The organism is Elioraea sp. Yellowstone, from assembly GCF_006704265.1.
In the GTDB taxonomy this organism is placed as follows: domain Bacteria; phylum Pseudomonadota; class Alphaproteobacteria; order Acetobacterales; family Acetobacteraceae; genus Elioraea.
This window is the reverse complement of record NZ_VIKA01000028.1, coordinates 1-25,610: the sequence shown is the minus strand read 5'-3', so window position 1 is coordinate 25,610 and position 25,610 is coordinate 1. Positions and strand designations below refer to the sequence as shown.

The 25,610-nt window shown below is 71.7% G+C and carries 24 protein-coding genes and 1 pseudogene; 13 read left to right on the top strand and 12 right to left on the bottom strand.

Annotation, left to right across the window (positions count from 1 at the left end; all coding sequences use genetic code 11):
• The first annotated feature begins 46 nt into the window (after window positions 1–46).
• The 5 genes from FK498_RS06450 (at window position 47) to FK498_RS19210 (ending at window position 3,580) form a co-directional block, all read left to right on the top strand.
• Complete coding sequence (locus FK498_RS06450) at window positions 47–1,150, top strand: branched-chain amino acid ABC transporter substrate-binding protein (protein WP_141852746.1); 1,104 nt, start codon at window positions 47–49, stop codon at window positions 1,148–1,150.
• 210 nt (window positions 1,151–1,360) lie between these two features.
• Window positions 1,361–1,657 carry a hypothetical protein gene (locus FK498_RS06445; RefSeq protein WP_141852745.1) on the top strand — a complete coding sequence of 99 codons (297 nt, stop codon included), beginning with the start codon at window positions 1,361–1,363 and terminating at the stop codon, window positions 1,655–1,657.
• A gap of 176 nt (window positions 1,658–1,833) precedes the next feature.
• A complete protein-coding gene (locus FK498_RS06440) occupies window positions 1,834–2,904 on the top strand; it encodes a tartrate dehydrogenase (protein ID WP_141852743.1) in 1,071 nt (356 codons plus the stop codon).
• Between the two features lie 180 nt (window positions 2,905–3,084).
• Window positions 3,085–3,324: a hypothetical protein gene (locus FK498_RS06435; RefSeq protein ID WP_141852741.1), complete on the top strand. Its 240-nt coding sequence runs from the start codon at window positions 3,085–3,087 to the stop codon at window positions 3,322–3,324.
• Between the two features lie 115 nt (window positions 3,325–3,439).
• Window positions 3,440–3,580: a hypothetical protein gene (locus FK498_RS19210; RefSeq protein ID WP_161988332.1), complete on the top strand. Its 141-nt coding sequence runs from the start codon at window positions 3,440–3,442 to the stop codon at window positions 3,578–3,580.
• A gap of 140 nt (window positions 3,581–3,720) precedes the next feature.
• Here FK498_RS19210 and FK498_RS06430 read toward each other — a convergent pair whose 3' ends face one another.
• Window positions 3,721–4,485 carry a sulfite exporter TauE/SafE family protein gene (locus FK498_RS06430; protein ID WP_141852739.1) on the bottom strand — a complete coding sequence of 255 codons (765 nt, stop codon included), beginning with the start codon at window positions 4,483–4,485 and terminating at the stop codon, window positions 3,721–3,723.
• Between the two features lie 339 nt (window positions 4,486–4,824).
• Between FK498_RS06430 and FK498_RS06425 the strand changes: the two genes are divergently transcribed.
• The gene (locus FK498_RS06425) at window positions 4,825–5,820 is read left to right on the top strand and encodes a glycerophosphodiester phosphodiesterase (RefSeq protein WP_141852737.1); all 996 of its coding nucleotides are present in this window, start codon (window positions 4,825–4,827) and stop codon (window positions 5,818–5,820) included.
• On the opposite strand, the gene FK498_RS06420 is transcribed toward FK498_RS06425, so the two are convergent.
• Both FK498_RS06420 and gltA read right to left on the bottom strand, forming a co-directional pair.
• Window positions 5,809–6,456: a hypothetical protein gene (locus FK498_RS06420; protein WP_141852735.1), complete on the bottom strand. Its 648-nt coding sequence runs from the start codon at window positions 6,454–6,456 to the stop codon at window positions 5,809–5,811. The two genes, FK498_RS06425 and FK498_RS06420, sit on opposite strands and share 12 nt — an antisense overlap.
• Window positions 6,457–6,877: 421 nt before the next feature.
• Window positions 6,878–8,185 (bottom strand): citrate synthase, encoded by a 1,308-nt coding sequence (gene gltA, locus FK498_RS06415; RefSeq protein WP_370510883.1) that lies wholly within the window; start codon window positions 8,183–8,185, stop codon window positions 6,878–6,880.
• Window positions 8,186–8,459: 274 nt separating this feature from the next.
• Here gltA and FK498_RS06410 point away from each other — a divergent pair, with 274 nt between their 5' ends.
• Entirely contained in the window at window positions 8,460–8,732 is a 273-nt protein-coding gene (locus tag FK498_RS06410; RefSeq protein WP_141852731.1) for a hypothetical protein, read from the top strand.
• Window positions 8,733–8,736: 4 nt separating this feature from the next.
• On the opposite strand, the gene FK498_RS06405 is transcribed toward FK498_RS06410, so the two are convergent.
• Window positions 8,737–9,669 carry a hypothetical protein gene (locus FK498_RS06405; protein ID WP_141852729.1) on the bottom strand — a complete coding sequence of 311 codons (933 nt, stop codon included), beginning with the start codon at window positions 9,667–9,669 and terminating at the stop codon, window positions 8,737–8,739.
• 54 nt (window positions 9,670–9,723) lie between these two features.
• On the opposite strand from FK498_RS06405, the gene FK498_RS06400 reads away from it, so the two are divergent.
• The 5 genes from FK498_RS06400 to FK498_RS06380 all read left to right on the top strand — a co-directional run bounded on the left by FK498_RS06400 (window position 9,724) and on the right by FK498_RS06380 (window position 14,898).
• A complete protein-coding gene (locus tag FK498_RS06400; protein WP_141852727.1) occupies window positions 9,724–10,218 on the top strand; it encodes a pentapeptide repeat-containing protein in 495 nt (164 codons plus the stop codon).
• A gap of 127 nt (window positions 10,219–10,345) precedes the next feature.
• Window positions 10,346–10,999 carry an MT-A70 family methyltransferase gene (locus tag FK498_RS06395; protein ID WP_141852725.1) on the top strand — a complete coding sequence of 218 codons (654 nt, stop codon included), beginning with the start codon at window positions 10,346–10,348 and terminating at the stop codon, window positions 10,997–10,999.
• A gap of 13 nt (window positions 11,000–11,012) precedes the next feature.
• Window positions 11,013–11,819 carry a BglII/BstYI family type II restriction endonuclease gene (locus tag FK498_RS06390; RefSeq protein ID WP_202614771.1) on the top strand — a complete coding sequence of 269 codons (807 nt, stop codon included), beginning with the start codon at window positions 11,013–11,015 and terminating at the stop codon, window positions 11,817–11,819.
• Window positions 11,816–14,032 (top strand): ATP-dependent helicase, encoded by a 2,217-nt coding sequence (locus tag FK498_RS06385; RefSeq protein WP_141852723.1) that lies wholly within the window; start codon window positions 11,816–11,818, stop codon window positions 14,030–14,032. Before FK498_RS06390 ends, FK498_RS06385 begins: the two co-directional genes overlap by 4 nt.
• The gene (locus FK498_RS06380; protein ID WP_141852721.1) at window positions 14,029–14,898 is read left to right on the top strand and encodes a 50S ribosomal protein L11 methyltransferase; all 870 of its coding nucleotides are present in this window, start codon (window positions 14,029–14,031) and stop codon (window positions 14,896–14,898) included. Before FK498_RS06385 ends, FK498_RS06380 begins: the two co-directional genes overlap by 4 nt.
• A gap of 60 nt (window positions 14,899–14,958) precedes the next feature.
• Here the strand turns inward: FK498_RS06380 and FK498_RS06375 are convergent, their stop codons facing one another.
• A complete protein-coding gene (locus FK498_RS06375; protein ID WP_141852719.1) occupies window positions 14,959–15,360 on the bottom strand; it encodes a DUF1127 domain-containing protein in 402 nt (133 codons plus the stop codon).
• 178 nt (window positions 15,361–15,538) lie between these two features.
• Between FK498_RS06375 and FK498_RS06370 the strand changes: the two genes are divergently transcribed.
• Window positions 15,539–17,329, top strand: a complete 1,791-nt coding sequence (locus FK498_RS06370; protein WP_141852717.1) for an aminopeptidase P family protein — start codon at window positions 15,539–15,541, stop codon at window positions 17,327–17,329.
• On the opposite strand, the gene FK498_RS06365 is transcribed toward FK498_RS06370, so the two are convergent.
• The 7 genes and pseudogenes from FK498_RS06365 to FK498_RS19720 form a co-directional block, all read right to left on the bottom strand.
• Window positions 17,330–17,953 (bottom strand): LysE family translocator, encoded by a 624-nt coding sequence (locus FK498_RS06365; RefSeq protein ID WP_141852715.1) that lies wholly within the window; start codon window positions 17,951–17,953, stop codon window positions 17,330–17,332.
• A 58-nt stretch (window positions 17,954–18,011) separates the two neighbouring features.
• Window positions 18,012–19,337 carry a tetratricopeptide repeat protein gene (locus tag FK498_RS06360; RefSeq protein ID WP_141852713.1) on the bottom strand — a complete coding sequence of 442 codons (1,326 nt, stop codon included), beginning with the start codon at window positions 19,335–19,337 and terminating at the stop codon, window positions 18,012–18,014.
• The gene (ligA, locus tag FK498_RS06355) at window positions 19,337–21,469 is read right to left on the bottom strand and encodes an NAD-dependent DNA ligase LigA (protein WP_141852711.1); all 2,133 of its coding nucleotides are present in this window, start codon (window positions 21,467–21,469) and stop codon (window positions 19,337–19,339) included. The genes FK498_RS06360 and ligA overlap by 1 nt, the downstream gene beginning before the upstream one ends.
• Window positions 21,466–23,127 (bottom strand): DNA repair protein RecN, encoded by a 1,662-nt coding sequence (gene recN, locus FK498_RS06350; protein ID WP_141852709.1) that lies wholly within the window; start codon window positions 23,125–23,127, stop codon window positions 21,466–21,468. Before recN ends, ligA begins: the two co-directional genes overlap by 4 nt.
• Before the next feature lie 25 nt (window positions 23,128–23,152).
• Window positions 23,153–23,977: an outer membrane protein assembly factor BamD gene (locus FK498_RS06345; protein ID WP_141852762.1), complete on the bottom strand. Its 825-nt coding sequence runs from the start codon at window positions 23,975–23,977 to the stop codon at window positions 23,153–23,155.
• A gap of 91 nt (window positions 23,978–24,068) precedes the next feature.
• Window positions 24,069–25,046, bottom strand: coding sequence for a UDP-3-O-acyl-N-acetylglucosamine deacetylase (gene lpxC, locus FK498_RS06340; protein WP_237560855.1), 978 nt, complete (start codon window positions 25,044–25,046; stop codon window positions 24,069–24,071).
• 226 nt (window positions 25,047–25,272) lie between these two features.
• Window positions 25,273–25,610, bottom strand: a pseudogene (locus FK498_RS19720) (cell division protein FtsZ); the annotation flags it as partial.

Genomic DNA, 25,610 nt, shown 5'->3' with positions numbered 1-25,610 from the left:
CCCGCCGCGTTCCGCGGCCAGGGACAGCAGACGGAGGGAGACTTCCATGTTCAGAAGGACGCTGGTGGCGGCTGCCGGTGCGGCCGCGCTGGTCGCTGGCGCCGGACTTGCCCAGGCGCAGATCCGCATCGCCACGGTCGGCCCGATGACCGGCCAGTACGCGGCCTTCGGCGCGCAGATGCGCGCTGGCGCCGAGCAGGCGGTGGCCGACATCAATGCCGCGGGCGGCGTGCTCGGCCAGCAGCTCGTGCTCGAGATCGGCGACGATGCCTGCGATCCGCGCCAGGCGGTGTCGGTGGCGAACCAGCTCGCCGGTCGCGGCGTGCGCTTCGTCGCCGGGCATTTCTGCTCGGGCAGCTCGATCCCCGCCTCGAAGGTCTATCTCGAGGAGGGCGTGCTGCAGATCAGTCCCGCCAGCACCAACCCGAAATTCACCGACGAGGGCGGCTGGAACACCTTCCGCGTCTGCGGCCGTGACGACCAGCAGGGCCAGGTGGCCGGCACCTTCATCGCGCGCAACTTCCCGGGCAGGAAGGTCGCGATCCTCCACGACAACTCGGCCTACGGGAAGGGCCTCGCGGACGAGACCAAGAAGGCGCTGAACGCGGCCGGGATGCAGGAGGCGCTCTATCTCGCCTATGTCGCCGGCGAGCGCGACTACTCCGCGATCGTCAGCCGCCTCCAGCAGGCCGGCATCGACGTCGTCTATTTCGGCGGCTACCACACCGAGGCCGGGCTGATCGTGCGCCAGATGCGCGAGCGCGGCCTGCGCGCGGTGGCGATCGGCGGCGACGCCCTGGTCACCAACGAGTACTGGCAGATCACCGGCGCGGCCGGCGAGGGCACGCTGATGACGTTCTCGTCCGACCCGCGCAAGCGCCCTGCCGCGGCCGAGGTGGTGGCGAAGTTCCGCGCGAAGAACATCGATCCCGAGGGTTACGTGCTCTACACCTACGCCGCGATCCAGATCTGGGCCGATGCGGTGAAGAAGGCCGGCACCACCGACCCGAAGAAGATCGCCGAGCTGCTGAAGGCGCAGGGGCCGTGGCGGAGCGTGCTCGGCGAGATCAGCTTCGACGGCAAGGGCGACGTCACGGTGCCGGACTACGTGTTCTACGTCTGGCGCGACGGCGGCTACGCCGAGATGTGATATCCGGAGCACACAGGCGTGACCTCCGTGCGGAAGGTATCGCGCGCTGGGCTGGCGGGGCGGGCGCGCGCCAAACGACGCCACTACCAGCCCGCCGAAGGTCGAACCGTCGGCGGGCTGGCATGAGGCGGGGCAGCGCCGCATGATGCGGGGCCCGGGAGCGATCCCGGGCCCTTCGCCGTCGCAGGCTGCGCAGGGGCGGTCCGAACCATGCTGCTGATGCGGCTCTGGCGCGGCGAGGTGCCGCTCGAACAGGCGATCTGGACCTGGGGCGTGCTGGTCGCGCTCCCCGTGAACATCGTCACCACCGTGGGAACGTTCCTGCTGATCGCGGCCGATCGGCCGTTCGCCGCCTTCTTCGTCGGCTATGTCATGTCGATCCCGTACAACATGCTCGCGCTGGTCGCGATCTGGCGTGCGGCCGGCCGGTCGGACGAGCCGGCGCGTGTGGTGTGGACCGTGCGCTCTGTTGCCGTGGTGTGGCTGACGCTGCTCAGCATGACGTGACCGCGGGGCGCCCCTCGATCCCGCCGGCGCTGCGCGAGCGCGGCGCGCTCCGCCGAGAGCCGCGCCCGGATCGCCACCTCGTCCTGCATGGCTCGGCCTCCTGCTCGGCAGATTGACCCGGCCCCGGCGCATCGTCACTCTCCCCCTCCCCCTGACCATGCCGCGAGGATCGTCCCATGCCCGACCGCACCTACCGCCTGGCCGTGATTCCCGGGGACGGGATCGGGAAGGAGGTCGTTCCGGAGGGGCTGCGCGTGTTGGATGCGGCCGCACGGCGCTTCGGCTTCGGCCTTGCGCTCACAGAGTACGACTGGTCCTGCGAAACCTACCAGAAGACCGGCCGGATGATGCCGCAGGACGGTCTTGACCGGCTGCGCGAGAGCGATGCGATCTTCCTCGGCGCGGTCGGCTGGCCGGGTGTGCCCGATCACGTCTCGCTCTGGGGCCTGCTGATCCCGATCCGCCGGACCTTCGACCAGTACGTGAACCTGCGCCCCTGCAGGCTGATGCCGGGGGCCAAGACGCCGCTGGCGAACCGCGGCCCCGCGGACATCGACTTCATCGTCGTGCGCGAGAACACCGAGGGCGAGTACTCCTCCCAGGGGGGGCGGATGTTCGCGGGCACCGAGCGCGAGTTCGTCATCCAGGAGAGCGTGTTCACGCGGATCGGCGTCGACCGGATCATTCGCTATGCCTTCGAGCTCGCCCGCGCGCGGCCGAAAAAGCACCTGACCAGCGCCACCAAGTCGAACGGCATCACCTTCACGATGCCCTACTGGGACGAGCGCTTCGCCGCGATCGGCGCGGACTATCCGGATGTCCGCCAGGACCAGTACCATATCGACATCCTGACGGCGCATTTCGTCCAGCATCCGGACTGGTTCGATGTGGTCGTGGGCTCGAACCTGTTCGGCGACATCCTCTCCGACCTCGGCCCGGCGGTGGCGGGCTCGATCGGCATCGCGCCTTCGGCGAACATCGATCCCGAGAAGCGCTACCCGTCGATGTTCGAACCGGTTCACGGCTCCGCGCCCGACATCGCCGGCAAGGGGATCGCGAACCCGATCGGCCAGATCTGGTCGGGAGCGATGATGCTCGAGCATCTGGGCGAGCGGGCTGCCGCCGATGCGATCGTGGCGGCGATCGAGACGGTGCTGGAGCGGGGGCCGCGCACGCGCGACCTTGGCGGCCAGGCTGGCACGGCGGATGTCGGCCGTGCAATCGCGGAGGTGGTCGCCGCCGGCTGACCCGGCCGAGGCGACCGGATCGGTTCCTTCACCCCACTGTCACAGGGTGACGGCAGGAGATCGCCGCGACCGCGATGGTCGTACCGAGGCGGTGCGCGCCCTTGAAGAGGACAGGGCCGGTCCGCTATAACCGACGTCACAAGTTGCGAGTGATTCGCAACTTGGGCCGGAGGAGTTCGGATGGGCCGGGACTTCAGCCATATCGCCCGCCGGTGCGAGCGCGCGGTCGTGGCCGCCTATCGCGAACTGCGCGCGCACGGCGCGGCCGATCCGGAGGCCTTCCGCGCCTGCACGACGCTCTATCGCATCCACCATCCCGAGGCGTCGGTGAGCGAGGCCCGGCTCCTGGTCGCCGAGTGGATCGACCACCATGTCGTGCGCCGCAGCACCGCGCCCACGCCGGGCTGCGCCTGCGACTGATCCCGGCTCCCGGCGCGCCGCGCGCCGGTGCGTCCCGTTCTGACGTGCTGTCCAGCTAGGCCTTTGAGCGTCGGTGGGCGGACACCCGCCTCCGCCGTGAGGAGGGGATGGAGCGATGAGCGATCGACGTGTCATGCTTCGGGCCGGATTGACCCGGCGGCTGCTGGACCGGGTGCCCGACCGGGCAGTGCCGGTGCTCAATGGGATCGCCTTCGCTGCCCTCGCGGCCGCGCTCCTGGTGCTGCTCCTGCTCTGAGATCGCCCCGGTCGGGGCGGCGGTCCGGACGAGCCGCGTGCCCTGACGGGGCCGGCTGCGGATCGGGCCGACTTCCGCGACCATGCGGGCAGCCCAGCGGTTGATCCGCCGGACCCTCGTCCTGGCAGACCTCGGCAGGTCTACCCGGCGAGCCCATCGTGCAGGAGTTTCACGCCGGTCAGCAGCAGCAGCGCGAAGACCACCCGATAGAAGATCCGGTCGGTGATGCGTCGCGACAGCCAGATGCCGAGCAGCACGCCCACCGGCGCGGTCGGCAACAGCACCGCCGAGGTCGCGAGGTTGCCGCCGTGCAGCTGGCCCAGCAGGGCATAGGGCAGCAGCTTGACGGCGTTGACCAGGGTGAAGAACACCACCGTCGTCGCGTTCAGTCGCAGACGCGGCAACCGTCGCGGCAGCAGATAGACCGCGAGCGGCGGGCCGCCCGCATGTGCCAGGGTGGAGGTGAAGCCCGAGAGCGCGCTGCACACCAGTCCCTTGAGCGGTGCCTCGCCCGCCGGCGTCTTGCCGCCGCGCACCAGCCTTCGGTGCAGCGCCGCGTGCAGGACGAAGCCGATCGCGATCGCACCGATCATCGCCTTCACTGCGCGGTCGGAGAGCGCACCGAAGGCCACGGCGCCGAGGGCGATGCCGACCAGCGCCCCGGGAGCGAGGATCGCCAGGATGCGGCGGTCCCACGCGCGCCGATAGGCCCAGACGCCGAACAGATCCATCGCGCACAGGATCGGCAGCACGATCCCGGCCGCCTGAGGCGGCGCGATCACCAGGCTCATCGCCGGCACGGCGAGGTTGCCGCCTCCCGAGGCGAAGCCGCTCTTGCTGATGCCCGTGAGCAGCAGCGCCGGAACGGCGAGCAGGTAGAACAAGGGATCGGCGATCGGGGTCATCACACGTGCGGCGCCCGGCTGTATGGCACGGCGACGACCGCGCGTCGCCGCCCCGGTTCATGCCGAGGATCCTCCCAAAGCAGGCCGGCGTGCCGCGATCGAGCCGCCCGCGGCCACGACCGCCAACGCCCCGCTGTCCAGCCCTGTCCGGTCAGTGTCGCAGCCGTGATCGTGGCGGCCTGGCCGCGGCCCCGCGCTGCCGATGCGGCGCGTCGCGCGGCGACGATGGGCGTGCGCGGCATGCGCGCTCGCCTGACCGGCCGGGCCCGGGCGTGGTCACGCCGCGCGGGATGCGCTATCCGATGCGCGAGGCGACGGCAGGGGACCAAGGGGAGAGCCATGTCGGTGCAGCGCAGCCTGGCCGCGACGATCCTCGCGGTCGGGCTGTCGGTCGGAGGGGGCGGCATGGCGTTCGATCTGCAGGGGCATCGCGGCGCGCGCGGGCTGGCGCCGGAGAACACCTTGGCTGGCTTCGCGCGCGCCCTCGCGATCGGCGTCACCACGCTCGAGATGGACATCGCCGTCACCGCGGACGGCGTCGTGGTGGTGAGCCACGATCCGGCGCTGAATCCCGACATCACCCGGGGCCGGGACGGGCGCTGGCTCGAGGCACCGGGTCCGCTGATCCGCTCGCTGACGCTCGAGGCGCTCCGCCGCCACGATGTCGGCCGCATCCGGCCCGGCAGCCGCTACGCCTCGCTCTATCCCGCACAGGAGGCGGTGGACGGCGAACGCGTTCCCACGCTCGCCGAGGTGATCGGGCTGACGCGGCGGCTGGGCGCGAACGGCGTGCGGTTCAACATCGAGACCAAGGTGTTCCCCGACCGGCCGGATCGGACAGTGCCGGCGGAGGAGATGGCGGAGCGGCTCGCCCAAGTTCTGGCGGCGGAGGCGGTGGAGGATCGGGCGATCGTGCAGTCCTTCGACTGGCGCACGCTGAAATGGTTCCAGGCGAACAGGCCGGGGATCGCGCTTGCCTTCCTCACCTCGGCCCATGGCGGGGCGGACACGGTCTCGCCGCGCCACGGCCGGCCCTCGATCTGGCTTGCCGGCCACGACCCCGCGGCCTTCGGCGGTTCGATCCCGCGCACCGTGCAGGCGGCCGGCGGCCGCATCTGGTCGCCCGACCACCGCGGCCTCGCCGAGACAGAGATCGCCGAGGCGAAGCGCCTCGGCCTCGTGGTGATTCCATGGACGGTGAACGATCCCGCGATCATGGAACGGCTGATCGGCTGGGGCGTGGACGGGATCATCACCGACTACCCTGACCGGCTGCGCGCCGTGATGGCGCGGCGCGGCATGGCGCTGCCGCCGCCCGTGGCGTCAGGTGGCTGAGGCGTCGGGCGGACCGAAGAAGTTGGCGGCCGCGGTGAGGCGCATCATGAGTGCGCGCATCGCCGGCGCCTCGTAGCCGCGCTCAGCCGTCAGCGCCCCCATCGGGCAGAAGAACTCGTGCGCGTGCGGCACCTGGGAGCGTGCGAAGGGCTCGTAGTGCTTCTCCTTCAGTCCGTAGAGGACGCGAATGTCGCGCACGGGCAGGGTCAGCGCGGCCGTGGGTTCGGTCTTCAGCACGCCGGTGAGCCGCCAGCGCGGCGTGGCATCCTCGCCCGTGGCGGGAGCGAGCAGCCATGGCAGCGGGCAGACAGCCAGCAGCGAGTGCGTGGAGGGAGCGAAGCGGCTGCGCTTGTCGAGCAGGTTCTGGAAGCTGGAACACGCCTCGACCGCGACCACGTCGCACCACGGATCCTCAGGCGTGCCGCCGAACTGGAGCCACATGCCATCGGGCAGGGTCTTCAACCGATCGGTGCCCGGGATCTTCAGGAAGGGTGAGACGGTAGCGGCGGCATCGGCCGGCCGGCCGCGGAGCACCCGCGGCGGCGAGGTCATGCGCGCCCAGAGACCGGGGGGATGCTGCGGCCATTTGCGCAACTGCTGGCGGACGAGTGCGTCCAGGCTTGCGTACCGCTCCATGAGTCCAGCCTCCTCAGACGGACACTGACTGCATCGGTACTCAGTTTGTGAACAACCGTGAGGAAAGTGCAAGGGGGAAGAATCAACCTCTGATAGAAATTTCACGATACGGCCCGAAGGATTCCTCCTTCGCGATCAAGGCGATACCTCGCCCGGTCGCGACCGGGCAGGTCCTCGGGACCGTCCGGCAAGGCTGCCCTGGGAATGGCCTGGGGAATATGTGAACAAGTCGCTAGAGCAACATCATCCTCGCCAAAAACGCGAGTCCACGTCAAGAAGAACACGTCGTCGCTGCATGGCTTGAGTCGTGTTCGCCGTGCAGGGCATGAGTCCTGCGGCGTGCGGCCGATCCCAGCTTACGAAACGCGACGCGCCGCCCAGGGGCGGCGCGTGCAGCACGGGGGAGCCGGCGGAGCGGCGGTCAGCCCCGGTCGCTCATCGGCACCACATCCCGCCGCGTCGGGCCGGTGTAGAGCTGGCGCGGCCGGCCGATCCGCTGCGAGGGATCCTCGATCATCTCCTTCCACTGGCTGATCCAGCCCACGGTGCGCGCCACCGCGAACAGCACGGTGAACATACTGGTCGGGATGCCCATCGCCTTCAGGATGATCCCCGAATAGAAATCGACATTCGGGTAGAGCTTGCGGCTGACGAAGTAGTCGTCGTTCAGCGCGATCTTCTCGAGCTCCAGAGCCATGTCGAGCAGCGGCTCGTCCTTGATGCCGAGCTCGCCCAGAACCTCGTGGCAGGTCTGCTGGATGATCTTCGCACGAGGATCGTAGTTCTTGTAGACGCGGTGGCCGAACCCCATCAGCCGCACGTTGCTGTTCTTGTCCTTCACCTTGGCGATGAAGTCGGGGATGTTCTTCACGCTGCCGATCTCGGCCAGCATCTTCAGCACCGCCTCGTTCGCGCCGCCGTGCGCCGGCCCCCAGAGCGAGGCGATGCCGGCGGCGATGCAGGCGAAGGGATTGGCCCCTGTCGATCCGGCGAGCCGCACCGTCGAGGTGGAGGCGTTCTGCTCGTGGTCGGCATGCAGGATCAGGATGCGGTCCATCGCGCGCGACAGGATCGGGCTGTTCACCCATTCCTCCGCCGGCACCGCGTTCAGCATGTAGAGGAAGTTCTCGGCGTAGCCGAGGTCGTTGCGCGGATACATGAAGGGCTGGCCGATCGAGTACTTGTAGGCCCATGCCGCGATGGTCGGCACCTTGGCGATCAGCCGGTAGGCCGAGATCTCGCGATGGTGCGGATCGTTGATGTCGAGGCTGTCGTGGTAGAACGCGCTCATCGCGCCCACCACCGCCGTCATCACCGCCATCGGATGGGCGTCGCGGCGGAAGCCGTCGAAGAACCGGCGCAGCTGCTCGTGGATCATCGTATGGCGGGTGACGCCGCGCGAGAAGGTCTCGAACTGCGCCCGGTTCGGCAGCTCGCCGTAGAGCAGCAGATGCGCGACCTCGAGGAAGGTGCACTTCTCGGCGAGCTGCTCGATCGGGTAGCCGCGGTGGAGCAGGATCCCCTGATCGCCGTCGATGTAGGTGATCTTGCTCTCGCAGGCGGCCGTGCCGCCATAGCCCGGGTCATAGGTGAACACCCCGAGATCGGCGTAGAGCTTGCGGATGTCCACCACCGCCGGCCCGATCGTGCCCGACAGGACCGGCAGGCTGGTGGAGCGGTTGGTGCCGTCGACCGTCAGCGTGACCGTCTGCGTGGCGGGCTTCGACATCTCGTTCATGGCAGGGTTCCCGCATTGCGCGGGGCGCGCTCGCGCCCAGGGCTTCGAATGAGGCCGGCACCATACGCCCGGGCTTTGCCCGGGGCAATCTGCGGCAGTGCAGCATGCCGCCGTGACGGGGGCTCGACACCGCCCGCGACCCGGGTGATCCTGCCGCGATGATGCGATCGGTGCCGATCCTCGGCTTGGAGCGAATTCGCCGCCCGGTCCCCGCTTCGGGGGCCGGGTCGCTCGTCGCCGCCACCGCCAGCCGCAGGATCATCCCGTGTCCGCCCTCGACCCCAACCTGCTTGCCGACGACGCCGCACGTCTGAGGCGTTTCACCGTGCTCGGTGCCGCCGAGCCCGGCCTGCTGCCCCGCCTGATCGAGCCCTTCGCCAAGCGCGGGCTGGTGCCGCGCCGCTTCGAGGCGGCGGAGGAGGCAGGCAGCCTGCGCGTCAGCGTCACCGCCGAACTCGATGCCGACACCGCTGCCCTGATCGCCGCCACCTTGCGCGCCACCGTCGGCGTGGCCGCGGTGTTGGCGCAACAGGGCTGACCGTTCAGGCGCGCGCCACCAGCCGGAGATAGATCGGCTTCAGCAGGAACGGGCTCAGGAACAGCGGGAACTGGCAGAGCGCGAAGAAGATCAGCACGTCGAAGCCGGTCTCGGGCGGCATCACCGCGAGGTAGAGCGCCATGTTGCGGTTGCCCGAGAGCAGGCCCGTGGCAAGCGCGATCCGTTGCCCGAACGGAAGAAAAGCCAGGGTGGTCGCCGCATTCAGCCCGTAGTTGCCGAGGAAGGCGACCGCGATCGCGCCCAGCACGTAGCCCGGCCGTGCGATCAGCGCGGCGAGGATGCCGTCCATCACGCCGAGCCCGTAGAGCGAGACGAGCAGCACCGCCGCCCCGTCGAGCGCCCGGCCGTAGGGCGCGAGCCGCGACTCCCCGGCGATGCGCCGCACGGCCAGGCTGATCAGCAGCGGCAGGCCCACCACCAGCGCGAGCCGCGCCGACAGTCCGCCGATCGTCAGCGGCAGAGCCACGCCCAGCAGGCCGAGTGCCAGCGGTGGCGCGGTGAAGGGGACCACCAGCGTCGAGAGCACGGAAGCCACCAGCGAGAGCTGCGGGTCGAGGCCCACCAAGCGGGCGAAGGCCGGCGCCGAGGTCGCCGCACAGCCCGTGGCCATGATCACCACCGCCGTCGCCAGGGGCCCGCCGGATCCGGCGAGGCGCACGAGGGCCCAGACCAGCACGGGGCAGATCAGCATCAGCCAGGCGATCAGCCACAGCACCAGCACTGGTCGCCGGAGATAGGCGAAGACCGCGCGGAAATCGACGCGCAGCAGCACCAGCGTCATCAGCCCGACCACGGTCGGCGTGATGATGAAGCGGAAGGCGCGCGCGACCGGTGGGACGAACAGGCCGACGAAGATCGAGAGCGCCAGCAGGAGGGCGCCGCGATGGGCGCAGAATTCCAGGGCGCGGCGCAGCATCGACAGGGCGATCGGGCCTTTGCGAGGACAGCATCGTGTTCTATAGGGGCCGCCATGCCCGCGCTACCCGTCCTCGTCGCGGCGCTGCTCCTGCTCGGCGCCGTGCCCGCCCACGCCTCGTGTTCCGATCCCGCCGGCCCCGGCGTGGACTGGCGCCGCTGCCTGCTCGATCGGCGCGACTTCCAGGGGGCCGACCTGACCGGCGCCATCCTGCGCGACACCTCGCTGCAGCGGAGCGATCTCTCCCGGGCGAAGCTGGTCGGGGTCGAGGGGCCGGATGCGCGCTTCGTCTCCGCGATCCTGACCGAGGCCGACCTGTCGCAGGCCAATTTCCGCAGCGCCGACTTCTCGCGCGCTGATCTGCGGGGGGCGAAGCTGACCAACGCCGATCTCCGCCTCGCGCGGTTCTTCAACGCCAACCTGCAGGGCGCGGATCTCACCGGGGCCAATCTCGCCGGCGTCGATCTCACCGGCGCGCAGCTCACCGGCGCGACCTGGATCGACGGCACCAAGGTCTGCGGCGAGGGCTCGATCGGCGTCTGCCGCTGACGGGGGCGCAGCCCAGGGCTGCCGGCCTTCCCAGCCCCGCGGCGGTTGCCCGGCCGCCGACCGGCGTGCCGTAGTGTGCGGGAGATCCCGAATCACGCTTCCGGCGCTGCCGGGGAGGAAAGGAACGATGGCGGAAGTCGCCGACGATCTGCGCGCGGCGACCGAGGGGCAAGTGGTCGGTATCATCCTGGACGATTCGCTGCGGCAGTTCCAGAACCGAAACGGCAAGGTGGCGTTCGAACACCGGCGCCTGTCGCGCTACGGGACCATGACGGCCGCCGAAATCGCCAGCCTGCCGGTGGCAGACTTCGCGGCGCCTGTCGCGCATCTCTATGTGTGGGTGCCAAACGCGCTGCTTTCCCACGGCCTCGCTGTCATGGCGGCCTGGGACTGCACCTACAAGGCCAACATCGTCTGGCACAAGATCCGCAAGGACGGCGGCTCCGACGGCAGAGGCGTGGGGTTCTATTTCCGCAACGTCACGGAATTGCTGCTGTTCGGCACGCGCGGGCCCCATGCGCGGACCCTCGCCGCGGGCCGCCGACAGGTCAATCTGATCGACACACGCAAGCGTGAGTATTTCCGCAGGCCGGACGAGATCTATCCGATCATCGAGGCGTGCAGCCCGGGACCGCGGCTCGAGCTGTTCGCACGCGGGGTCCGCGACGGTTGGACCGTCTGGGGCAACGAAGCGACCGACGACTGCGCCCCGCGATGGGCGAGATACGCGCATAACTCGGCAGCCGAGCGACGCCAGCATGGCCTGTTCGGGAGCGACTGAGAGCATACTCCGCATGTCGGCCGCGCATGATCCGTCCTTCGCAACTCGTGCCGCGCGCGGATTCGATCTTGCCTATCGCGCGCACGTCGAAGCGATCGTCATCCGTGACTTTCCCCAGGCAGCGAAGGAGCTTGAACGGATTCTCTCGGGCGTCGTGATCCCGGTGACCGAGTTGATCGCTGGCGGCGGCGGAGAGGCGAAGGGAACCCAGCGGTTGCGTCGGGTGTCGACCGCGGTCGGCTGGAGAAAGCATCGCTTCGATGTCGAGAAGCGAATCGACGGTGTTCCAGCTCAGAGCAGGCCGCACGAAGTCGATCATGTCCGTTCGTTCGACGGCGGCGGTCGCATCGCGCTGGAGATCGAATGGAACAGCAAGGACCCATTCTTCGACCGTGATCTCGAGCACTTCCAGCGCCTGCATGCGGATGGTGCCATCTCGGTCGGCATCATCGACACACGTGGCCGATCGCTTCGCGATGGATTGTCCGCACTGGTGCGGGATCTTCTGGAACGGAACGATATCAATGCGAGCGGCGTGCTCGCCGCTTTCGGATACAAGCCGACCGATCGGCAACGCGATGCGATCAGGGCTCGGGCTGACCGCAGGCTTCCGGGATGCGGTCGCGCACGTGCTCGTCTCGGACAAGATCGGCGAGGCGACGACGCACTGGCGCAAGCTCGAGGAGCGCATTCGGCGTGGTGTCGGCAACCCCCGTCCCCTGGTGCTGATCGGTCTTCCCATATCGGTCGTGGCGTGCTCTTGAGGAGCGCCCGCCGCATCGCAATGCAGCGAGGCTTGAGCGAGGTCTTCGGCCCATGACCGGTGGGACCGCCATCGCCGAATCCTATCCCTATCTCGCGCGGCTGAACCCAGAGCAGCGCGAGGCGGTGGAGACGCTGGACGGTCCGCTGCTGGTGCTCGCCGGCGCCGGCACCGGCAAGACCCGCGTGCTGACCACGCGCTTCGCGCACCTGCTGCTGACGGGCCGCGCCCATCCCGGCCAGGTGCTGGCGGTCACCTTCACCAACAAGGCCGCGCGCGAGATGCGCGAGCGCATCGCCGCGATGATCGGCCGACCCGTCGAGGGGCTCTGGCTCGGCACCTTCCACGCGCTCTGCGCGCGCCTGCTGCGCCGTCACGCCGAACGGGTCGGTCTCAGATCGAATTTCACCATCCTCGACACCGACGACCAGCTCCGCCTCCTCAAGCAGGTGATGGAGGCGGAGCGGATCGACACCAAGCGCTGGCCAGCACCGGGGATGCTGGCCGAGATCCAGCGCTGGAAGGACCGCGCGCTCACCCCCGCCGCCGTCACCCCGGCCGAGGACAGCGGCTTCGCCGGCGGCCGCGGACGCGACCTCTACGCCGCCTACCAGCACCGGCTGATCACGCTGAACGCCGCCGATTTCGGTGACCTGCTGCTGCACGTCACGGAACTTCTCAAGCGCGAGCCCGACGTGCTGGAGGAGGCGCACCGGCGCTTCCGCTACATCCTGGTGGACGAGTACCAGGACACCAACCTGATCCAGTATCTCTGGCTCAGGCTCTTGGCGCAGAAGCACCGCAACATCTGCTGCGTCGGCGACGACGACCAGTCGATCTATTCCTGGCGCGGCGCGGAGATCGAGAACATCCTCCGCTTCGAGCGCGACTTCCCGGGCGCGAAGATCGTCCGGCTCGAGCGCAACTACCGCTCGACCGCGCGGATCCTTGCCGCCGCCTCCGGCCTGATCGCACACAACGAGGGCCGGCTCGGCAAGACGCTGCGCCCCGCGGGCACGAGCGCGGAGGGCGAGAAGGTCGAGGTGCTGGCGCTGTGGGATTCCGAGGAGGAGGCGCGCGCGGTGGGATCGCGCATCGAGGCGCTGCGGCGTGACGGCCATGCGCTCGCCGAGATCGCCATCCTCGTGCGTGCCGGCTTCCAGACCCGCGCCTTCGAGGAGCGCATGATCACGCTCGGCATTCCCTATCGCGTGATCGGTGGGCTGCGCTTCTACGAGCGCGCCGAGATCCGCGACGCCATGGCGTATATGCGCGTGCTGCACCAGCCGTCGGACGATCTCGCCTTCGAGCGGATCGTCAATGTGCCGAAACGGGGGCTCGGCGATGCGGCCATGCGGGTGCTGCACGAGGCGGCGCGGCGCGAGGCCGTGCCGCTGGCGCTTGCGGCCGAGCGCTTGGCGCAGTCCGACGCGCTGAAGGGACGGCCCCGCGCCGCGCTCGCCCAGCTCCTGCACGACTTCGCCCGCTGGCGCGCGATGCTCGACCGCGAGGGCCATGTCGCGACCGTGGCGGCGATGCTCGACGAGTCCGGCTACACGGAGATGTGGCGCCAGGACCGCTCGCCCGAGGCGCCGGGCCGGCTGGACAACCTGCGCGAGCTTCTCCGCGCGCTTGCTGATTTCGAGACGCTCGCGGGCTTCCTCGAGCACGTGGCGCTGGTGATGGAGAACGACGAGGCGGCCGAGGGCGACCGGGTCTCGCTGATGACGCTGCACGCGGCCAAGGGGCTGGAGTTCGACGCCGTGTTCCTGCCCGGATGGGAGGAGGGGCTGTTCCCGAACCAGCGCGCGCTCGACGAGGGCGGCGCGAAGGCGCTGGAGGAGGAGCGGCGCCTCGCCTATGTAGGGCTGACGCGCGCGCGGCGCCGCGCGATCATCTCCTGGGCGGCGAACCGGCGCATCTACGCCAACTGGCAGTCCTGCATCCCCTCGCGCTTCCTCGCCGAACTGCCGGAGGAGCATGTCGCGCACGCGACCGCCCCTTCGGTGGCCGGGCGCATCGCCCACGCCGCCTCCTCGGTGTTCCCCGCCGCCGGCTTCGGCGGGGCGCGGCGCGGCCGCGTGATCGAGGCCGGCGCCTGGGAGGTCGCGCCGCGTCCCGAGCGCGTCGACCGGTTCGCGGTCGGCGACCGCGTGTTCCACCAGAAGTTCGGCTACGGCACGGTGCAGGGCGTGGACGACGACAAGCTCGACGTCGCCTTCCCGACGGGCGTGAAGCGCATCCTCGACCGTTTCCTGGAGCGTGGATGAGCGTCCTGGCGCGGCTCTCCGTCACGGTGCCGGAACGCGCCGTGCCCGCCACCGTCGCCGCCTTCGAGACCGTCTGCGAGGCGGTCTCGTTCCTGCGCCTCGACGAGCGGGGCGACACCTGGTCCGTGGAGGGGATCCTGCGCGATCCCGCCCGGCGGGCGGAGCTCGACACGGCGCTGGCACTCGCCGCCGCGGCGTCAGGGGTCGCGCCGTCCGAGGTCGCGACCGGCGAGGTCGAGGCCGAGGGCTGGCTCGCGCGCACGCGCGATGCCTTCCCGCCGCAGCCGATCGGCCGGCGCTTGCTGATCCGCGGCACGCACGACGCCGCGGCGACGATGCCGGGGCGGATCGCGCTGACGATCGATGCCGGACTCGCCTTCGGCTCGGGCGAGCACGCGACCACGCGCGGCTGCCTGATCGCGCTCGAGGGCCTGCGCCGCTGCGGCCCGGTCGCCGACATCGGCACGGGCTCGGGCGTGCTGGCGCTCGCCGCCGCCGCCCTCTGGCGCGTGCCGGCGGTCGGGGTCGAGCTCGACCCGTGGGCGGCGCGTGTGGCGGCCGAGAACGCGCGGCTGAACCGGCTGCATCGCCTCGCGCGTCTCGTCCACGGTGACGGCTGGCGCGCGCCCGCGCTCCGCCGCCACGCACCCTATGCGCTCGCCTTCGCCAACATCTTCGCCCGCCCGCTCTGCGCCATGGCCATGCGCACCGCGCGCAGCCTCCGCCGCGGCGGGCGCGCGGTGCTGTCGGGCTTCCACCCGGCGCAGGCGCGCATGGTGCTGGCCGCGCATCGCCGCGCGGGGATGGTTCTGGAACGGCAGATCGTCGTGGACGGATGGGCGACGCTGGTGCTGCGCAAACGCTGAGGGGCGGAGCCGTCGCCGGCCCCGCCCCCCGATCGGTCGATCCTGCGCCGGTCGCGCGGCTCAGGCGGCCTCCGCCATCGCGCGGTTGCTGTTCGCGGCGACGGGCGTGCGGGCGGGCGGCAGGGCAGCCGCCCTGGCCGCGGCCTCCCGCGCGCGCACGAAGTCCTCGTCGAACACGTGCACCAGATCCCCGCGGGTCAGGCCGATATCGGCGAGCTCGCGGTCCGAGAGCGCGTTCAGCTGCTCGAACACAGCGCGCCGCTGGGGGAAGGTCGCGATGAAGATCGCCGCGCTGCGCAGGGCCCGGAAGAACCGGATCGCGGCGGCGCGGATCGCGCGGCCGATCGCCTCGTCGCGTGCGCGGAGCGCCGCCAGCCGGATCTCCTCGATGCGCTGCGCGTGGCCGGGCAGGCTGAGGTTCAGGAGAAGGGCGGTCTCCTCCTTGGTGATGCGGGCGTCCATCGTCTTGCGTCCTGTCTGCGTCGGAGGTCCACTCCGGCCTCGGGGCCCGGTGCCTCGGGGCTGTGTCCCTCGCTCTTCGCAGGTGCAACATAGGCTGTCTCGCCCCACGCAACATGCGAGAACATCCGTGGTCCGTCATGCGTTCGGCGCATGAATTCTTGGGAGCTATGAAACATACGTGAAACTCGACCGTCGTCTTGCCGACCTGCGCGCTGCCCTGAAGCGCCGTGGCCTCTCCGGCCTGCTGGTGCCGCGCGCCGACGAGCACCTGAACGAGTACATCCCCGCCTCGGCCGACCGGCTGCGCTGGCTCACAGGCTTCACCGGCTCGGCCGGGCTCGCGGTCGTGCTGGGCGACCGCGCCGCCGTCTTCACCGACGGCCGCTATCAGCTCCAGATCCGCGCCGAGGTCGATGCGGCGCTGTTCGAACTGCGCCACGCCATCGACGAGCCGGCGGATGCCTGGCTCGCCCAGACGCTCAAGCCGGGCGACCGGCTCGGCTACGACCCCTGGCTGCATGCCGAGGAAGCGCTGGCGAAACTCCGTCGCGCGGTCGACGGGGCCGGGGCGGCGCTCGTGCCGGTGGAGCCCAACCCCGTGGACGAGGTCTGGACCGACCGTCCCCCCGCGCCCGCGAGTCCGGTCGTGCCTCACTCGGCCGTGTTCTCGGGCGAGGAGGCCGCCGCCAAGCGGGTCCGCATCGGCGAGGCGGTTGCGAGGGCCGGCGCGGCCGCAGCCGTGCTGACCGCGCCCGATAGCATCGCCTGGCTGCTCAACATCCGCGGCGACGACGTGCCCTACAATCCAGTGGCGCTCGCCTTCGTCCTCCTCGGCACCGACGGCCAAGTGACCCTGTTCCTCGATCCCGCCCGCATCGACCCGGCGACGCGCGCCCATCTCGGCAACGGCGTCACGGTCGAGCCGCGCGCGGCTCTTGCCCCTGCGCTCGACCGCCTCGGCGCGGCGCGCGCGGCGGTGCTGGTCGATCCGCGCACGGCCCCGGTGTGGTTCGCCGAGCGGCTGCGCGCGTCGGGCGCCCGCGTGATCGCCGAGTCCGACCCGGTGGCGCTGCCCAAGGCGATCAAGAACACGGTCGAGCAGGCGGGCGCGCGCGCGGCCCATCGACGCGATGCGGTGGCGGTCTGCCGCTTCCTCGCCTGGCTCGAGCGCGCTGCCCCCGAGGGTGGCATCACCGAGATCGCGGCGGCCGAGCGGCTGCGCGCCTTGCGCGCGGAAGGCGAGCGGTTCCGCGGCGAATCCTTCCCCGCGATCAGCGGCGCGGGGCCGAACGGCGCGATCATCCACTACCGCGCGAGCGAGGCCACCAACCGTCCGCTCGCCCCGGGCGAGCTCTACCTGATCGACAGCGGCGCCCAGTATCTCGACGGCACCACCGACGTCACGCGCACCGTGCTGATCGGCGAGACGGCGGGCGAGCTGGCCGAGATGCGCGACCGCTTCACGCGCGTGCTGAAGGGCCACATCGCGATCGCCACGCTGCGCTGGCCGAAAGGGGTCGCCGGACCGCACGTCGAGACCATGGCACGGCGCGCGCTCTGGGACGTGGGCCTCGACTACGACCACGGCACCGGCCACGGCGTCGGCTCGTATCTCTCGGTGCATGAGGGACCGACCGGGCTGTCGCGCGCCGCACTGCCGATCCCCCTGGCCCCCGGCATGATCCTCTCCAACGAACCCGGGTTCTACGCGCCCGGGCGCTGGGGCATCCGGCTCGAGAACCTGCTGCTGGTCGTGGATGCCCCGTTCCCGGGCGCGGCCAAGCCCTTCCTCGGTTTCGAGACGCTCACCCTCGCGCCGTTCGACCGGCGGCTGATCGACCCCGACCTCCTGACGGTATCGGAACGGTCCTGGATCGACACCTACCACGCGCGCGTCGCGCACGAGGTCGGGCCGCTGCTCGACCCTGCCGACCGGATGTGGCTCGCGGCCGCCTGCCGGCCGCTGTGATCAGCGGACGAGCGCCAGCCGCGCGGCGAGGCCGACGAACAGCGCGCCCACAGCGCCGTTCAGCCAGCGCGCGCCGGTGCCGGCGGCGACGCGCGCCGCCACCCGGTCGGCAGCCGCGATCACCACCGCGAAGAACGGCACGGAGAGCAGCGGCAGCACCGGGCCGAGCAGCAGCATCTGCAGCCATACCGGCCCGCGTGCCGGATCGACGAACTGCGGCAGGAAGGCGAGGAAGAACATCGTCACCTTCGGATTGAACAGGTTGGTCAGCATGCCGTGCAGGAAGGCGCGCCGCGCCGGCGGGGCCGCGCGCAGGTCCGGATCCGCATGGCCGAAGGCGGCGCGCAGCGCGCCGATGCCGAGCCAGAGCAGATAGGCCGCGCCCGCCAGCCTGAGCGCGTCGAACAGCGCGGGCGAGGCCGCCACCACGGCCGAGACGCCGGCTGCGGCGAGCGCGATGTGCACCGAGGCGCCGGCGTAGATACCGCAGGTCGCGGCCCAGCCGGCACGGCGTCCGCGCGCGAGCGTCTGACCGAGCACGAAGGCGGTGTCGGGGCCGGGCACCACCACCATCACGGCGCAGGCAGCGAGATAGGCGACGAGCAGGCCCGGATCGATCGGCATGGCAGGACCATAACCGAAACGAACGGCGAACGCCCGCGCGGAAGCGTGATGCGACCGATCAGCCGCCGTGATGGCGCGGCACCTTCGCGGCCGCGAGCACGCGGTCGAGCAGCCGCTTGGTTGCCGGGACGCGCGGGTTGAAGGCATGGCGCAGCGCCAGCATGCGCTGGGCCTGCGCGAGCCGGCCGCTCCGCAGCAGCGCGTCGATCAGGATCTGGTCGAACAGGTCGCGCTGGGCATGGCTGCCGCCGATCTCGTGCATCCGCGGCAGGGTGGGCGAGAGGTCGCGCATACAGGCCTCGGCGTCGCCGCGCGCATGGGCCGCGAGCGCCCGTGCCGCCGGCAGCGCGACCTCGGCCCAGGCGGCCCGGGTCGCCGGATGGGCGGCGGCGGCGGTCGCGGCGATGCCGTCCAGCACCTCGTCCGCCGCGGGGTCCCCGGCGCGCGCGAGGCCATAGACGAGATGCAGGTCGATGAAGGGCTCGACATGGCGCTGCGCGGGCGTGGCGAGGTGCGGCGCGAGCGCCGCCCAGCGATCGCCGACATCGACGCCGAGCAGCTCGAGCCGCGCCAGCAGCGCCACCGCGCCGGCCTGGATCTGGCCCCAGGACTTCTCCAGGGCCCAGACGCGCCTGTCGTACAGCGCCAGCGCCTCGTCGGCGCGGTCCCGGTCGAGCAGGAACAGGCAGTAGTGCCACCAGTTGTGCGTGACGATGAAGGGGTTGCGCCCCTCCCAGTGCGGCGCGAGGCCGCGGAACGTCTCGATCCCCTCGTCGGCGCGGTCGGTCGTCAGCAGGACATGCGCGAGCGCGTGATGCGCCCACACCTCGTCGGCGCGCAGCTCCATCGCCCGACGCGCGCTCGCCTCCGCGGCCCCGAGCGCGTGGCACTGCTCGTGGCCGAAGGCGAGCATGCCGTGCAGGAAGGCGACCTCGCCGTTCGCCTCCGCCACGCGCGCGGGCAGGCGCAGCAGCGCCGGCGCGTCGCCGCGGTTCAGCGCGTGATAGGTGCCGAACTTCACCGCCACGAGATCGCGCGGGAAATCCTCGGCACTCCGTTCGCAGGCTGCAAGCGCCGCGACGCTGTCGCCAGTCGCCCAGGCGCGCGCATGGGCCACCGCGAGACGCTCGCGCTCGGTCGCGGCCGCCGCCTCGGCGCGCGCGAGATAGCGCCCGGCCCGTGCGCGGCCCTTCTGCGTCTCGGTCAGCATCCAGAGCGCCGCCGCCCAGGCATTGGCGAGCGCGCAGGACGGGTCGGCCTCCGCCGCCGCGACGATCCGGCCGATCTCGGCGCGGTAGCCGAGGAAGTCCTCGGCGAAGGCGTCGAGCGCGGCCATCGAGGCCGGATCGCCCGAGGCCACGTAGCCGGTCGCGTCCTGCGCCATCATCCGATCCCCGCCATCGCGCGCCACTCGGCCTCGCTCAGGGTGCGCACGCCGAGCTCGGCCGCCCTGGTCGCCTTCGAGCCGGCATCCGCGCCGACGATGACGAAGTCGGTCTTCCTCGACACGCTCTTCGTCACCTTGGCGCCGAGCCGTTCGGCCATCGCCTCGGCCTCGTCGCGCGTCATCGTCGCGAGCGTGCCGGTGAAGACCACCGTCCTGCCCGCGAAGGGGCTGTCGCCCGCGGCCTCGACGGCGACCGGTTCGGGCGTCACCTCGCGGAGGAGATCGTCGAGGGCGGCGCGGTTGCGCGGCTCGGCGAAGAACTCCACGAGCTCCTCGGCGATCGCGGGCCCGATCCCCTGGATCGAACCGAGCTCCTCGCGCGCCTCCGAACCCGCAATGCGCGCGGCGATCATCCTCTCCCGCCAGGCCTCGACCGTGTGGTAGTGGCGCGCGAGCAGCCTCGCGTTCGCCTCGCCGATGCGGCGGATGCCGAGGGCGAAGATGAAGCGATCGAGGGGGACGCGCCGGCGCGCCTCGATCGCCTCGAGCAGCTTGGCGATCTTGCGTTCGCCCCAGCCCTCCCAGTGCCGCATCGTCTCCGCGTGGCGGTGCAGGCGGAAGATGTCGGCGGGGCTCTTCACCAGGCCCTCGCGGAACAGCTGCTCGATGTTCTCCTCGCCCAGCCCCTCGATGTCCATCGCGCGGCGCGAGGCGAAGTGCTTCAGCCGCTCCACCGTCTGGGCGGGGCAGGTCAGCCCGCCGGTGCAGCGGCGCACCACCTCGCCCTCGGGGCGCACCGCGTGGCTGCCGCAGACCGGGCAGGCGGTGGGGAAGACATAGGGTTCGGCCCCCTTCGGCCGCTTCTCCTTCACCACACCGACGATCTGCGGGATCACGTCGCCGGCGCGCTGGATGATCACCGTGTCGCCGATGCGGATGTCCTTGCGGGCGATCTCGTCCTCGTTGTGCAGCGTCGCGTGGCGTACCACCACGCCGCCCACGTTCACCGGCTCCATCACGGCGCGCGGCGTGAGCGCGCCCGTGCGGCCGACCTGGATCTCGATCGCGAGCAGTCTCGTGGTCGCCCGCTCGGCCGGGAACTTCCATGCCACCGCCCAGCGCGGCGCGCGGCCGACGAAGCCGAGCCGCGCCTGCCAGTCCAGCCGGTCGAGCTTGTAGACCACGCCGTCGATGTCGTAGGCGAGGCTCGCCCGCCTTTCCGCCATCTCGGCCTGGAACGCCTCCGCCTCCGCCTCGCTCGCGACCAGGCGCGAGAGCGGGTTGGTGCGGAAGCCCCATTCGGCGAGGCGGGCGAGATACTCCCAGTGCGTCTGCGCCGGCGCCTCGCTGGCGGCGCCCATCGCATAGGCGATCAGCTTGAGCGGGCGCGCAGCGGTGACACGCGGGTCGAGCTGGCGCACCGAGCCGGCGGCGGCGTTGCGCGGATTGGCCGGGATCACCACCGCCTCGCCGAGCTTCTCGCCGCGCTGGCGCCGCGCCTCCCGCTCCGCGGCGGCCTTCGCCTGGGCCTCGCGGAAGGCGAGGAAGTCGGCCTTCTCCATGTAGACCTCGCCGCGCACCTCGATGCGCGCGGGGAACCGTCCCTTCAGGCGCTGCGGCAGGTCGGCGATGGTGCGCAGGTTCGCCGTCACGTCCTCGCCCTCGATCCCGTCGCCGCGCGTCGCCCCGCGCACGAACACGCCGTCCTCGTAGACGAGGTTGATGGAGAGGCCGTCGATCTTCGGCTCGCCGACGAAGCGCAGGGGCTCGTCGGCGTCCAGGCGCAGGAAGCGGCGGATGCGTGCGCAGAACTCTGCGAACTCGCCCGCGTCGAACACGTTGTCGAGCGAGAGCATCGGTTCGCCGTGGCGGAGCTTGGCGAAGGCCTCGGAGGGCGCGGCGCCGACCCGCAGCGAGGGACTGTCGGCACGCACCAGCGCGGGGAAGCGCGCCTCGATCGCGGCGTTGCGCGCCTCCAGCGCGTCGTACTCCGCGTCCGAGATCGCCGGCGCGTCCTTGCGGTAGTAGAGGTCGCGGTGATGCGCGATCTCGGCGGCCAGCGCCGCAAGCTCCTCGGCCGCCTCCTCCTCGCTGAGCGCCTCGACCGGCTTGCGGCGCGGCGCGCTCACGACACCCCCGCGAGCAGATCGGCGGCGGCCGCACGCGCCGCCTCGGTGATGCGGCTGCCCGCGAGCATGCGCGCGATCTCCTCGCGCCGCGCCTCTGCGTCCAGCATCTCGACACGCGTCACGGTCGTACCCCTCATCGCCGCCTTGGTGACGCGCCAATGGCCCGCGCCCTTGGCCGCGACCTGCGGCGAATGCGTCACCACCAGCACCTGCAGCCCGCGCGCCAGCCGCGCGAGCCGCTCGCCGACGGCTGCGGCGGTGGCGCCGCCGATGCCGGCATCGACCTCGTCGAACACCAGCGTCGGCACGGTGCTGCCCTTCGCCAGCACCACCTTCAGCGCCAGCATCAGCCGCGCGAGCTCGCCGCCCGAGGCCGAGCGGGCGAGCGGCGCAGGCGGCTGACCGGGATTCATCGCCACCAGGAACTGCACGCGATCCGCGCCGTCCGGGCCCCACTCCGCCTCGTCGCGCGCGACGATCTCGGTGGTGAATCGCGCCTTCTCGAGCCGAAGCGGCGGCAGCTCCTTCATCACCGCGCGATCCAGCCGCTCCGCCGCCTCGCGCCGCGCTGCCGAGAGCGCGCGCGCCGCCGTGCAATAGCTCGTGCGCGCGGCTTCGGCTGTGGCGGCAAGGCCGGCGAGCCGGTCCTCGCCCGCATCGAGCGCGGCGAGCCGTTCCTTCATCGCGCCGAGCAGTGCGGGCAGCTCGGCGACCGAGGTCTGGTGCTTGCGCGCCGCCGCACGCAGCGCGAACAGCCGCGCTTCCGCCTCCTCGAGCGCGCGCGGATCGGGCGCGGCATCAGCGAGCAGGCGCTCCAGCATCGTCTCGGCCTCGGCGACGCTGTCCTGCGCGGCGCCGAGGGCGGCGAGCACGGGGGCGATGTCCTCGCCCGGCTTGAGGCGCTCGAGCGCGCGCACGGCGCTGCGCAGCGCGAAGGCCACGCCGCGATGGCGCGCAAGCTCGTCGCGCGCGGCCGCGAGCGCCTCCGCCCGCTTCTCGGTCCGCTGCATGCGCCGGCGCAGCGCGTCGAGCTCGGCCTCCTCGTCAGGTGCCGGCCCCAGCTTCTCGAGCTCGGCCGCCGCGTGGCGCAGCCAGTCCTCCTCCCGCCTGGCGGCGGCGATCGCGGCCTCGGCCTCGGCGCGCGCGCGCTCTGCCGCACGCCAGGCGGCGTAGGCGCCGGCGAGGCGCGCGCGCTCGGCCTCGAGTCCGGCGAAGGCGTCGAGCAGGCCGAGATGGGTCGCCGCATCGGCGAGTCCGACCTGCGCGAACTGGCCCTCCACCTCGACGAGCGTCTCGCCGAGCCGGCGCAGGAGCGCGACGCTCACCGGCGCGTCGTTGACGAAGGCGCGGCTGCGCCCGTCGGCCTGGACGATGCGCCGCAGCGTCAGCGGCGTCTCGGCGGGAAGGCCGTGCTCGGCGAGCAGGGAAGCGGAGGCGTGGCCGGGCGGCGGCTCGAAGGCGGCGGTCACCACGGCGTGGGCGGCGCCGGCGCGCACCAGTCCGGCATCGGCACGCGCGCCGAGCGCAAGCCCGAGGCTGTCGAGCAGGATCGACTTGCCGGCGCCCGTCTCTCCGGTCAGCACCGTCAGTCCTGGGCCGAGGGAGAGATCGAGCCGGTCGATCAGCACCACGTCGCGGATCGAGACAGCGACCAGCATGCGCGCCCAGCCGCCGTTCGCGCGGTCAGAAGATCGCCGCCCACCAGCGGGAGAGCCAGCCGGGGCGGTCGCGCTCCGCCGGTTCGGCGCCGGGCACCAGCAGGGCGTAGCTGTCCTGGTACCAGGGCGAGCCGGGGAAGTTGTGGCCGAGCACCGCCGCCGTGCGGCGTGCCTCCTCGGTCAGGCCGAGGGCCAGATAGCACTCGGTCATGCGGTGCAGCGCCTCGGCGACGTGGTTGGTGGTCTGGAACTCCTCGACCACGCGGCGGAAGCGGTTGAGCGCGGCGAGGTAGAGGTTGCGCCGCTGGTACCACCGCCCGATCACCATCTCCTTGCCGGCGAGGTGGTCGCGTGCGAGGTCGATCTTCAGCCGCGCGTCGCGGCCATAGGGCGTGTCGGGGAAGCGGTTCACCACCTCGGTCAGCGCTGCGAGCGCCTGCTGGGTGAGGCGCTGGTCGCGCTCCACGTCGGCGATCTGCTCGTAGTAGGAGAGCGCGCGCAGATAGTAGGCGTAGGCGATGTTCGGGTTGGCGGGATGCAGGCGGATGAAGCGGTCAAGCGCCGCGATCGCCTCGGTGTAATTGTTGCGCATGTACTCGGCATAGGCCGCCATGAGCTTGGCGTTCACGGCCCAGGACGAGTAGGGGTGCTGGCGCTCGACCTCGTCGAACAGGCGCACGGCGCGGCCGTATTCCTGCGCCTCGAGCGCGTCGGCCGCGTCGTTGTAGATCGCCTCCACCGGCCGGTCGCGCGTGATCAGCGCATCCTCCGCACTCTCCCGGCCGCCGCCGCAGGCGGCGACGAGCAGCAGGGCGAGCAGCAGGGCGGCGAGGGGATGGCGGCGCGGCATCGGCGCGGAGGGCAGTCCCTGGATCACGCTGAGCCGCTTATACCACCGCGGCGCGGGCGTCGAGAGCGGGCGGGCCGCCCTTCGCGGCGGATCAGACCGGCGCGGCCGCCGCAGCGGCGAGCGGCGCGGAGGCGCCGTCGCGCACCGAGGCGGAGGGCAGGGCGTCGACGATGCGATGGCTTCCCGGATCGGTGAACAGGGCCTGCAGCAGACGGTTGTTCAGCCGGTGGCCGGCGCGCCGGGCGACCACCTTGCCGCGCAGCCGATGCCCGGCGAGCGCAAGGTCGCCCACCGCGTCGAGCAGCTTGTGGCGCACGAACTCGTCGGCGTAGCGCAGCCCGCCGGCGTTCAGCACGGTGGCGCCGCGCAGCACCACCGCATTGGCGAGGCTGCCGCCGCGCGCGAGCCCTGCCTCGCGCAGTGCCTCGATCTCCTCGACGAAGCCGAAGGTGCGCGCGCGGGCGAGCTCGGCCTTGAACACGCCGGGCGCGAGCCGCACCGAGCGCGACTGGCGCCGGATCGCGGCCGAGGCGAACTCGATCTCCATCTCGAGGCCGAGCCAGGGCGAGGGGTCGGGCAGCAGCGCGATCGCGGCGTCGCCCTCCTCGACGCGCACGGGGCGGAGGATCTCGATCACCCGGCGCGGCGCCTCCTGCACCGCCACGCCGGCGCACTCGATCAGGAACACGAAGGGCGCGGCCGAGCCGTCCATCACCGGGATCTCCGGGCCGTCGACCTCGATCACGGCATTGTCGATGCCGCTGCCGGCGAGCGCGGCGAGGAGATGCTCGACCGTGCCGACATGCGTCTCCGGCCGGCCGGCATGGCCGAGCACGGTGCAGCGCCGCGTGTCGACGACATGATCCCAGCGCGCGGGGATCGCGACCGGCCCGCCCGGGAGATCCGTGCGCACCACGACGATGCCGCTGTTCTCCGCCGCCGGGCGGAGCGTCAGTGCGACCTTGCGGCCCGAATGCAGCCCGACCCCGGTGCAGCCGATCGGCGCCCGGAGCGTGCGCTGCACGGGCAGCGAGGCCTCCGTCATCCAGTCCTGTGGGGTGATCTGCACGTGGATGGACTCTCCAGACGGCACGGCGGGGAGATCTCCGCACCGCAACACGGACGCACCCTATGCGCCCGACCGCCTCCCCTCAAGTCAAGCTTCGTTTCTCCGTGTATCAGGGCACTGCCCTGATTTTTCCACATTTTTGCCCAGCCGAAGGCGCGGTCGAGACGATTGCCGGAACGATTCGGTCCGCAGCTCCGCCGGAGCTGCGGACCGCGTCCGGAACGTCTCAGTTCGCCTGGCGACGCAGGAAGGCCGGAATGTCGAGCCCGGCTTCGTCGGCCGCCGGAGCGTGCCGCGGTGTCGCGCGCGGCACCGGTTCGGCGAGCGGCGTCAGGATCGGCTCCGCCCGCGCCGAGGTCTGCGTCCTCGCGGTCGTGCTTCCCGGTTCCGCTTCGCCGCCACCGATGAGGCGGGTGACGCGCTGGAACAGCCCCCGCCCGCCGCCGCTCGGCGCCGTCTGGGGGGGCGGTGCGGGCGGCACCGGCGCGCGGGTCTCGCTCTCGAGCGGCGTGAACAGGGTGCGCGCAGGCTCCGGCGCCGCCGCGGCGGGCGGCGGGGCAGGCG

Bases quoted from the DNA above. Each gene is read 5' to 3' on its own strand.
- FK498_RS06450 (WP_141852746.1), top strand. From the start codon at position 47: ATGTTCAGAAGGACGCTGGTGGCGGCTGCCGGTGCGGCCGCGCTGGTC.
- FK498_RS06445 (WP_141852745.1), top strand. From the start codon at position 1,361: ATGCTGCTGATGCGGCTCTGGCGCGGCGAGGTGCCGCTCGAACAGGCG.
- FK498_RS06440 (WP_141852743.1), top strand. From the start codon at position 1,834: ATGCCCGACCGCACCTACCGCCTGGCCGTGATTCCCGGGGACGGGATC.
- FK498_RS06435 (WP_141852741.1), top strand. From the start codon at position 3,085: ATGGGCCGGGACTTCAGCCATATCGCCCGCCGGTGCGAGCGCGCGGTC.
- FK498_RS19210 (WP_161988332.1), top strand. From the start codon at position 3,440: ATGAGCGATCGACGTGTCATGCTTCGGGCCGGATTGACCCGGCGGCTG.
- FK498_RS06430 (WP_141852739.1), bottom strand. From the start codon at position 4,485: ATGACCCCGATCGCCGATCCCTTGTTCTACCTGCTCGCCGTTCCGGCG.
- FK498_RS06425 (WP_141852737.1), top strand. From the start codon at position 4,825: ATGTCGGTGCAGCGCAGCCTGGCCGCGACGATCCTCGCGGTCGGGCTG.
- FK498_RS06420 (WP_141852735.1), bottom strand. From the start codon at position 6,456: ATGGAGCGGTACGCAAGCCTGGACGCACTCGTCCGCCAGCAGTTGCGC.
- gltA (WP_370510883.1), bottom strand. From the start codon at position 8,185: ATGTCGAAGCCCGCCACGCAGACGGTCACGCTGACGGTCGACGGCACC.
- FK498_RS06405 (WP_141852729.1), bottom strand. From the start codon at position 9,669: ATGCTGCGCCGCGCCCTGGAATTCTGCGCCCATCGCGGCGCCCTCCTG.
- FK498_RS06400 (WP_141852727.1), top strand. From the start codon at position 9,724: ATGCCCGCGCTACCCGTCCTCGTCGCGGCGCTGCTCCTGCTCGGCGCC.
- FK498_RS06395 (WP_141852725.1), top strand. From the start codon at position 10,346: ATGGCGGAAGTCGCCGACGATCTGCGCGCGGCGACCGAGGGGCAAGTG.
- FK498_RS06390 (WP_202614771.1), top strand. From the start codon at position 11,013: ATGTCGGCCGCGCATGATCCGTCCTTCGCAACTCGTGCCGCGCGCGGA.
- FK498_RS06385 (WP_141852723.1), top strand. From the start codon at position 11,816: ATGACCGGTGGGACCGCCATCGCCGAATCCTATCCCTATCTCGCGCGG.
- FK498_RS06380 (WP_141852721.1), top strand. From the start codon at position 14,029: ATGAGCGTCCTGGCGCGGCTCTCCGTCACGGTGCCGGAACGCGCCGTG.
- FK498_RS06375 (WP_141852719.1), bottom strand. From the start codon at position 15,360: ATGGACGCCCGCATCACCAAGGAGGAGACCGCCCTTCTCCTGAACCTC.
- FK498_RS06365 (WP_141852715.1), bottom strand. From the start codon at position 17,953: ATGCCGATCGATCCGGGCCTGCTCGTCGCCTATCTCGCTGCCTGCGCC.
- FK498_RS06360 (WP_141852713.1), bottom strand. From the start codon at position 19,337: ATGGCGCAGGACGCGACCGGCTACGTGGCCTCGGGCGATCCGGCCTCG.
- recN (WP_141852709.1), bottom strand. From the start codon at position 23,127: ATGCTGGTCGCTGTCTCGATCCGCGACGTGGTGCTGATCGACCGGCTC.
- FK498_RS06345 (WP_141852762.1), bottom strand. From the start codon at position 23,977: ATGCCGCGCCGCCATCCCCTCGCCGCCCTGCTGCTCGCCCTGCTGCTC.